We start from the raw sequence: 7,040 nt of genomic DNA, 5'->3' as shown, positions 1-7,040 counted from the left end.
GCCGTCTAGCCCCCACGCTTGTCACTTCGTATACTGCGCTGCCCCCCGAGGGGGCTGGCCTTGCTTGGGGCGGCCCGGCGCTGCGGCCGTCTAGCCCCCACGCTTGTCACTTCGTATACTGCGCTGCCCCCCGAGGGGGCTGGCCTTGCTTGGGGCGGCCCGGCGCTGCGGCCGTCTAGCCCCCACGCTTGTCACTGCGTGTCGTCCCCATCAAACCCACCCTGCGTCTACCTTGAACTCCTGCGCGGTGCACATGGCGGCGTCGTCGGATGCCAGGAACAGCACCATGCGCGCGATGTCATGGGGCAGCAGCTTGTCGGGCAGGCACTGGTTGCGTTGGAGTTCGCGCTCGCCTTCGGCGTCAAGCCAGAGCTTGATCTGCCGCTCGGTCATGACCCAGCCGGGCGACACGGTGTTGATGCGGATGCGGTCCTGGCCCAGCGTTCTCGCGAGTCCGCGCGTCAGGCCGTTCACCGAGGATTTGGCGATGGCATAGCAGGGGTAGCCGGCCCCCTTGCCCTGCCAGCCGGTCGAGCCCAGGTTGATGATGGCGCCGGCCCCGAGCCGCCGCATGCCCGGCACCACCGACTGGATCGCGAAGAACGCGGGCCGTTCGTTGATCGCCATGCGCTCGTCGTAGTAGGCGGGCGTCACGGACTCCAGACTGTGGCGGTCGTCACTGGCGACGTTGTTGACCAGGACCGAGAAGTCACCCATTGCGCCGGCAGCGTCGGTGATGGCTGCCTGCAGCGCGGCCAGGTCCCGCACGTCGCAAGAACGCCACCACGGGCGGGCGTACCCCGCATCCGCCAGTTGCTGCGCAAGAGCTTCACTGGCTTGGCTCGCGACGTCAATGAAGGCAACGCGTGCGCCCTGTTCGGCAAAGGCGGTCACGATGGCAGCGCCAATGCCGCTGCCTCCGCCGGTGACGAAAACGGATCGGTTTTTGAGGCTCGGAAAGTGGGCGAGCGAAGCCGCGTCAGGGGCTGTGCGTGGGGTTGAGATGGTCATGCTGTTTGACATTGCAATTTATATATCTATTAATAGCAAAATATTAAGTTTCCAACATCACTATGCATTGATATGATCCACCGCGTCAAGAGGTCCCGCGCGGCACCTACGCATAGACAGCAAATGGAGACATGATTGAGCACGATTCTGGGCACGCTTACGGGCACGCACCGGCAGCCCCTCACCCCTCCGGAGGTTGGCACGGTTCGTTGCATCAATTCGACCGGGGCGCTGCTGGGCGAAGGTGCTTTGTGGTCCCCGCGCGAACAGGCGCTGTATTGGGTCGACATTCTTGCGTGCCGCCTGCGCCGCTTCGATCCGGCAAGCGCGACCCAGCGCATCTGGACTTTCGCCGAGGAAATTTCGGCGCTTGCCGAAAGGGCTGACGCGCCCGGCTTGATCGTGACCCTGCGGCGTGGCTTCGCGCTGTTTGACCCTGCCACAGGCAGCGAACCACGCTATCTGCACCAACCCGAGGCAGCGCTGCCGGGCAACCGCTTCAACGACGGCAAATGCGATGCGCAAGGCCGCTTTTGGGCCGGGACGATGGACTTTGCCTGCGAGGCCCCGACCGGCGCGCTCTACCGCTACGACCCGGATGGCCGCTGCACGCGCCATGACGACGGTTTTGCCGTGACCAATGGCCCGACCTGGTCCGCCGATGGCCACACCCTTTATTTCAACGACACGGTTAACGGCCGCATCCATGCCTATGACTTCGATGCCGCGACGGGCACGCTGTCAAACAAGCGGCTGTGGCTCACCTTCGCGCCCGGCGATGGCGTGCCCGACGGCATGACCACGGATGCAGCAGGCCGCCTGTGGATTGCCCACTGGGGCGGCGCCTGCGTGAGTTGCCATGACCCCGTGACCGCGCAGGAACTGTGCCGCGTGACGCTGCCAACGCGCCATGTGACCAACTGCGCCTTTGGCGGGCCCGACCTGCGCACGCTCTTCATCACCAGCGCCAGGAGCGGCCTCACGCCCGAGCAGCTCGCCGCCGAACCGCTTGCGGGCGGGCTGTTCGCGGTCGCCATCGACAGCCCGGGCGTGCCCGCCTGTTTGTTCGGCGGCTGATGCCGCGCAGCCCTTAACCCATGAACCCTCCCCACGAAAGTCCTTCCATGACCGAACCTGCGCACCCTGTCGTCTGGCTGCATCACGCCGGCCAGCACCTGGGGCTCGTGCCCTCGCTCGGCGGCAGCGTGGCGGCCTGGCAGTTGGACCGCCCGCAAGGCCGCGTTGATGTGTGGCGTCCGTGGGACGGTGTGACGCCGGACCTCTACCAACTGGCTTCGTTTCCCATGGTGCCCTGGTCCAACCGCATCAGCGGCGGCGGCTTCACGCACGACGAGCGGTTCCATCCAATGCGCCCCAACCGTGTCGGCGAACCCTACCCTATCCATGGCGACGGCTGGTTGCAGTCCTGGCAAATTACGCAACCGGGCGCCGACACGCTCGTGATGACGCTCGAGTCGCGTCGCTTCGCCGGGAATCCCCATGACTACGAAGCCGTGCAGACCTTCCGGCTTGTCGATGGCGGGCTGGACCAGACATTGCAGGTGCGCCACCTGGGCAAGGAGCCGCTACCCTACGGGCTCGGCGTGCATCCGTGGTTTCCCCGTGCAGCGGCAACGCGGATCACGGCGCCAGTGCAGGGCGTCTGGCTTTGCGGCAAGGACCCGCTTCCGGTCGCGCACACGCACGACTTTCCGACAGGCTGGAACCTGAACGAGGGCGTGCAAGCCCATGGCCCGCTCATCGACAATGGCTACACCGGCTGGGGCGGCAAGGCCTGCATCGCCTGGCCCGAGCTTGGATTGCAGCTTACGGCCACCATGCCGGACTTCGACCGCGACGGCGGCGCCGCGCAGCACTTCTGTTTGATCTACCGACCGCCGCAGGGGTCGGCGTTCTGCTTCGAACCCATCACGCAGCCCATCGACGCATTCCACCTGCCGCAGTCCCCCGGCCTGCGGGTATTGCAGCAAGACGAGCAGTTCTCGCTCAAGATTCAGTGGCGCATCGGGCCCATGGCCAAATAGAACGGCCCGGTTCGATAGCCAATGGATTGGCAGCTTTGAATTGAATGGCTGCTTGCGCCCATATACAAAGACGAAGGGCCAGAGGCCAAAAGCATTCACAAACCATCGCGCAGCCGCGCAAACACCTTCCAGAACGCCGCCTCCTGCGTCGTCGCGAAATTGATGCGCATCAGGGTGCTGGGCTTGCGCACCGCGTGAAACAACGAGCCGGGGGCCAACAGGTAGCCCTCGTCGAGCATGCGCTGGGCCAGGGCGTCGGTGTCTACACCGGTTTCTACCCAGCCAAACAGGCCGGCCGGCTCGGCCGCGAAGGTGCAGCCGTGCGCCAGCGCCAGCTTGACGCTGCGGGCGCGCGCCTGGTCGAGCCGGGTGCGTATGCGTTCGGCGTGGCGGCGCAGCTGGCCCTGGTCTATGCACCAGGCCAAGGCTTTTTCCAGCAGCGCCGGCGTGGTCAGGGTGGCGAGCAGCTTGGTGTCGAGCAGGCGCTCGACCAGGTCGGGCGGCGCGGCCATGAATCCGACGCGCCAGCCGGGTGCGAGGATTTTGGCAAAGCCGCTGACGTAAATCGTGCGCTGCAGGCCATCGAGCGCGCACAGCCGCGTGGCGTGCTCGGGCGCCAGATGGCTGTAAGTGTCGTCTTCAGCAATATGAAAGTTGTGCTGGTTGGCCAGTTGCAGCACGCGGTGGGCGCTGCCAGGCGTGAGGCAGTAGCCGGTCGGGTTGTGGAACACGCTGACGCTGACAAACAGTTTGGGCTGGTGGATTTCGCAGTACTGCGCCATCACCTCCAGGTCGGGCCCGTCAGCGCGGCGCGGCACCGGCAGGATGCGCATGCCCAGCGCATCGAGCCGGGCAAACTCCACCGCCCAACCGGGCTCTTCCACCATCACGCAGTCGCCTGCGCGCAGCAGGGTGCGGCTCACGATATCCAGCGCATGGGTGGCGCCGACCGTGGTGATGATCTGCTCGGGCACGGCGTGCACATTGAGTGAGCTCAGCTTTTGCGACAGCGCGCGGCGCAGGCCGGCATCACCCATGGGTTCGCCGTATTGCAGCGAAAAATCACGCAGCGCGTTGACACTGGTGACCTTGCGCACCGCCGCCGGCATGAAACTGGTTTCCAGCCAGTCCGGCGGGAACACGCCCATGCCGGGCTGCGGCTTGTTGCTGACTTTATGGAACATGCCGCGGATGAGGGCGGTGGCGTCTATGGGCGCCTGCCGCGTGGCCATCCAGGTGGCGGTGCTCCAGGCGGCCAGCGGGGCGGCGCTTTCGGGGCCAGCGCCCGCCGGCGCAGCCGCTATACTTTTGGTAGCTGTCTGCGCTTTATTGACAGGGGCTCGGGCCGGATTGAGTGAGGCATCCCGGACAAAAAAACCGCGATTTTTGCTGGCCACCACTAGGCCCTGGGCCAGCAGCTGGTCGTAGGCGGCCACCACGGTCGACACGCTCACGCCCTGCTGCTGGGCGCACAGCCGCACCGACGGCAGGCGCGCGCCGGGCGCCAGAAGGCGGCTGCGAATACGCTCGGCAAAACGTGCGCAGAGCTGCTCGGTCAGGGATTGCGAGGCGGTTTTCATCAACATGGCGTGGCCCTCATGTTCGGCTTGGGTGCTGTCTGTGCTGACAAACTGGGCAGTACAGTTTGGAAATTTGTACCCACAACTGTACTGGTAGTGTGCTGGTTTCAACTATAAAGTCTGAACCATGAATTGGCAAGAATTTACGGCTTTACTGGTGCTGGCCACGGCGATGAGCTTCACGCCCGGGCCCAACACCACGCTGTCGACCGCGCTCGCAGCCAACCATGGCCTCAAGCGCGCCTTGCCTTTTGTGTGCGCCGTGCCAGTGGGCTGGGGCGTGCTGCTCATGGTGTGCGCGCTGGGCCTGGGCGCGCTGGTGCTGGCCGCGCCGCTGCTGAGCTGGGCCGTCAAGATCATCGGCGTGGCCTATTTACTGTGGCTGGCCTCAAAAATTGCCCGGTCACATCAATTAACCCCAGCCGACACCGCGCGCCTGAACGTGGGGTTTTGGCAAGGCGCGGCCCTGCAGTTTGTCAACATCAAGGCCTGGATGCTGGCGCTGGCCATCGTCAGCGGCTGGATTGCCGGGCGCAGCGAACCCGCCCTGCGTTTAGCCGTCGTGCTGCCTGTGATGCTGGCCTATGCCTTTGTGAGCAACCTCAGCTATGCGCTGGTCGGCTCACTGCTGCGTGACTGGCTGTCCGGGCCGCTGGGTACGGGCCGCCGGCTGCGCAGGTTTAACCGCGCCATGGCACTGGTGCTGGTGGCCACCGCGATCTGGATGCTCTTTATATGAACCCGCAACCTCAAATCAACAAAGGCCTCTGGCTGGGCCTGCTGGGTATTGTGATTTTCTCCGTGACCCTGCCAATGACGCGCCTGGCCACGGGCACGCCCGACGCGCCGCAGATGTCGGGCGTTTTCATTGCGCTGGGCCGGGCCGTGGTGGCCGCCGCGCTGTCGGCGGTGTTTTTGCTCGCCACGCGCGCGCCCCTGCCCCGGCGCCAGGATTGGTGGCCACTGGCCATCACGGCAGGCGGCGTGGTGTTTGGCTTTCCGCTGTTCACTTCGATTGCCATGCGCTATGTGGAAGCCGTGCACGCCAGCGTGATCGTGGGTGTGTTGCCGCTGACCACCGCCGCGGTGGGCGCGCTGCTGCATCGCCAGCGCCCATCGGCCGGCTTCTGGCTGTGCGCCGCTTTGGGCAGCGCGCTGGTGGTGGCTTTTGCCATGCTGCGCTCGGATGGCGCTGCGGGTGGCTTGTCGATCAGCTTTGCCGACCTGCTGCTGCTGGCCGCCTGCCTGTGCGCGGCCATAGGTTACGGCTACGGTGCGAAGCTGTCGCAGCACATGCGTGCCGAGCATGTAATTTGCTGGGCACTGGTGATGGCGCTGCCGCTGTCCCTGCCGCTGTCCCTCATCAGTTGGCCGGCAGCGCCGCTCAAGGCCACGGCCTGGTGGGGCTTTGCCTACGTGGCGGTGTTTTCGATGTGGCTGGGCTTTTTTGCCTGGTACCGCGGCCTGGCGCTGGGCGGCACGGTGCGGGTCAGCCAGGTGCAGCTGGTGCAGCCGTTTTTGTCGATGCTGTTTGCGGTGCCGCTGCTCGGTGAGTCGCTCGATGCGGTGACGGTCGGCTTTGGCCTGGCCGTGATCGCCACGGTGTTTGCCGGCAAGAAAATGCCGGTGCACCAGGCCGCACACGTGCCAATGGCCGGCCCGAGTCCGCTATTGAGTGCGAAGGAGCAGTGATGTACTCAGCCGCTTTCATCTTTGAACCCGGTACCTACGACGAGCGATTCCACGCCCTGGACGCGCTGATCGAGGCGGCAGCCCACGCCACTCCCGGTTATTTGGGCGCGGAGTCGTGGAAGTCGCCGGACGGTACGAAGATCAACGCCACCTACTTCTGGGAGACCCAGGAGTCGCTACGCGCTTTCTCCTTGCACCCCAAGCACCTGGAAGCCAAACGCCAGTACACCCAGTGGTACAAGGGCTTTCACATCGTCATCTCGCAAGTGCTGCGCTCCTATGGCGACGGCGCGATTGCGCACATCACGCCCAACCAGCGAACGCGGCATGAGGAGCCGACAACATGAACCTCAGCAACATCCCGTTTGGCACGACCGACTGGTCTAAGGTGGAACGCACCGAGCATGCCGGCATCACCGGCAAGGCGTTCTGGCGCACGCAGCAGTTTGGCGGCATCCGCGTGCGCATGGTCGAGTACACGGCCGGCTATGTGTCCGACCACTGGTGCAGCAAGGGGCATATCCTGTTGTGCCTGGAAGGTGAATTGCACACCGAACTGGACGACGGCAGGCAGCATGTGTTGCGGCCCGGCATGAGCTACCAGGTGGCCGACGGGGCCGAGGCGCACCGCTCAACGGCCCCGAATGGCGCCAAGCTGTTTATCGTGGACTGACTCGATGAAAGTCTCCCTCGCTCAAACACTGGCGCGCCT

At 65.1% G+C, this 7,040-nt stretch carries 8 protein-coding genes; 6 read left to right on the top strand and 2 right to left on the bottom strand.

Translation table 11 applies throughout. The features are described 5' to 3' along the window. Positions 1-210: 210 nt before the first annotated feature. Positions 211-1,011 carry an SDR family NAD(P)-dependent oxidoreductase gene (locus V6M61_RS19140; RefSeq protein ID WP_332778190.1) on the bottom strand — a complete coding sequence of 267 codons (801 nt, stop codon included), beginning with the start codon at positions 1,009-1,011 and terminating at the stop codon, positions 211-213. Between the two features lie 135 nt (positions 1,012-1,146). Here V6M61_RS19140 and V6M61_RS19135 point away from each other — a divergent pair, with 135 nt between their 5' ends. Continuing rightward, a complete protein-coding gene (locus V6M61_RS19135; protein WP_442957816.1) occupies positions 1,147-2,088 on the top strand; it encodes an SMP-30/gluconolactonase/LRE family protein in 942 nt (313 codons plus the stop codon). A gap of 47 nt (positions 2,089-2,135) precedes the next feature. Continuing rightward, a complete protein-coding gene (locus V6M61_RS19130) occupies positions 2,136-3,056 on the top strand; it encodes an aldose 1-epimerase (protein WP_332778189.1) in 921 nt (306 codons plus the stop codon). Positions 3,057-3,151: 95 nt separating this feature from the next. On the opposite strand, the gene V6M61_RS19125 is transcribed toward V6M61_RS19130, so the two are convergent. After that, the gene (locus V6M61_RS19125; protein WP_332778188.1) at positions 3,152-4,642 is read right to left on the bottom strand and encodes an aminotransferase-like domain-containing protein; all 1,491 of its coding nucleotides are present in this window, start codon (positions 4,640-4,642) and stop codon (positions 3,152-3,154) included. Between the two features lie 121 nt (positions 4,643-4,763). Here V6M61_RS19125 and V6M61_RS19120 point away from each other — a divergent pair, with 121 nt between their 5' ends. The 4 genes from V6M61_RS19120 to V6M61_RS19105 are packed head-to-tail and all read left to right on the top strand — an operon-like array spanning position 4,764 to position 7,001. Then, the gene (locus V6M61_RS19120; protein WP_332778187.1) at positions 4,764-5,375 is read left to right on the top strand and encodes a LysE family translocator; all 612 of its coding nucleotides are present in this window, start codon (positions 4,764-4,766) and stop codon (positions 5,373-5,375) included. Beyond that, a complete protein-coding gene (locus V6M61_RS19115) occupies positions 5,372-6,328 on the top strand; it encodes a DMT family transporter (protein ID WP_332778186.1) in 957 nt (318 codons plus the stop codon). Before V6M61_RS19120 ends, V6M61_RS19115 begins: the two co-directional genes overlap by 4 nt. Beyond that, on the top strand, positions 6,328-6,675 hold the full coding sequence (locus tag V6M61_RS19110; protein ID WP_332778185.1) for an antibiotic biosynthesis monooxygenase family protein: 348 nt from the start codon (positions 6,328-6,330) through the stop codon (positions 6,673-6,675). Before V6M61_RS19115 ends, V6M61_RS19110 begins: the two co-directional genes overlap by 1 nt. Further along, the gene (locus V6M61_RS19105) at positions 6,672-7,001 is read left to right on the top strand and encodes a DHCW motif cupin fold protein (protein WP_332778184.1); all 330 of its coding nucleotides are present in this window, start codon (positions 6,672-6,674) and stop codon (positions 6,999-7,001) included. Before V6M61_RS19110 ends, V6M61_RS19105 begins: the two co-directional genes overlap by 4 nt. The last annotated feature ends 39 nt before the right edge of the window (positions 7,002-7,040 follow it).

It is taken from the genome of Polaromonas sp. (assembly GCF_036676035.1).
GTDB lineage: Bacteria > Pseudomonadota > Gammaproteobacteria > Burkholderiales > Burkholderiaceae_C > Polaromonas.
This window is presented reverse-complemented; position numbering and strand designations above follow the sequence as displayed.

Bases quoted from the DNA above. Each gene is read 5' to 3' on its own strand.
- V6M61_RS19140 (WP_332778190.1), bottom strand. From the start codon at position 1,011: ATGACCATCTCAACCCCACGCACAGCCCCTGACGCGGCTTCGCTCGCC.
- V6M61_RS19130 (WP_332778189.1), top strand. From the start codon at position 2,136: ATGACCGAACCTGCGCACCCTGTCGTCTGGCTGCATCACGCCGGCCAG.
- V6M61_RS19125 (WP_332778188.1), bottom strand. From the start codon at position 4,642: ATGTTGATGAAAACCGCCTCGCAATCCCTGACCGAGCAGCTCTGCGCA.
- V6M61_RS19120 (WP_332778187.1), top strand. From the start codon at position 4,764: ATGAATTGGCAAGAATTTACGGCTTTACTGGTGCTGGCCACGGCGATG.
- V6M61_RS19115 (WP_332778186.1), top strand. From the start codon at position 5,372: ATGAACCCGCAACCTCAAATCAACAAAGGCCTCTGGCTGGGCCTGCTG.
- V6M61_RS19110 (WP_332778185.1), top strand. From the start codon at position 6,328: ATGTACTCAGCCGCTTTCATCTTTGAACCCGGTACCTACGACGAGCGA.
- V6M61_RS19105 (WP_332778184.1), top strand. From the start codon at position 6,672: ATGAACCTCAGCAACATCCCGTTTGGCACGACCGACTGGTCTAAGGTG.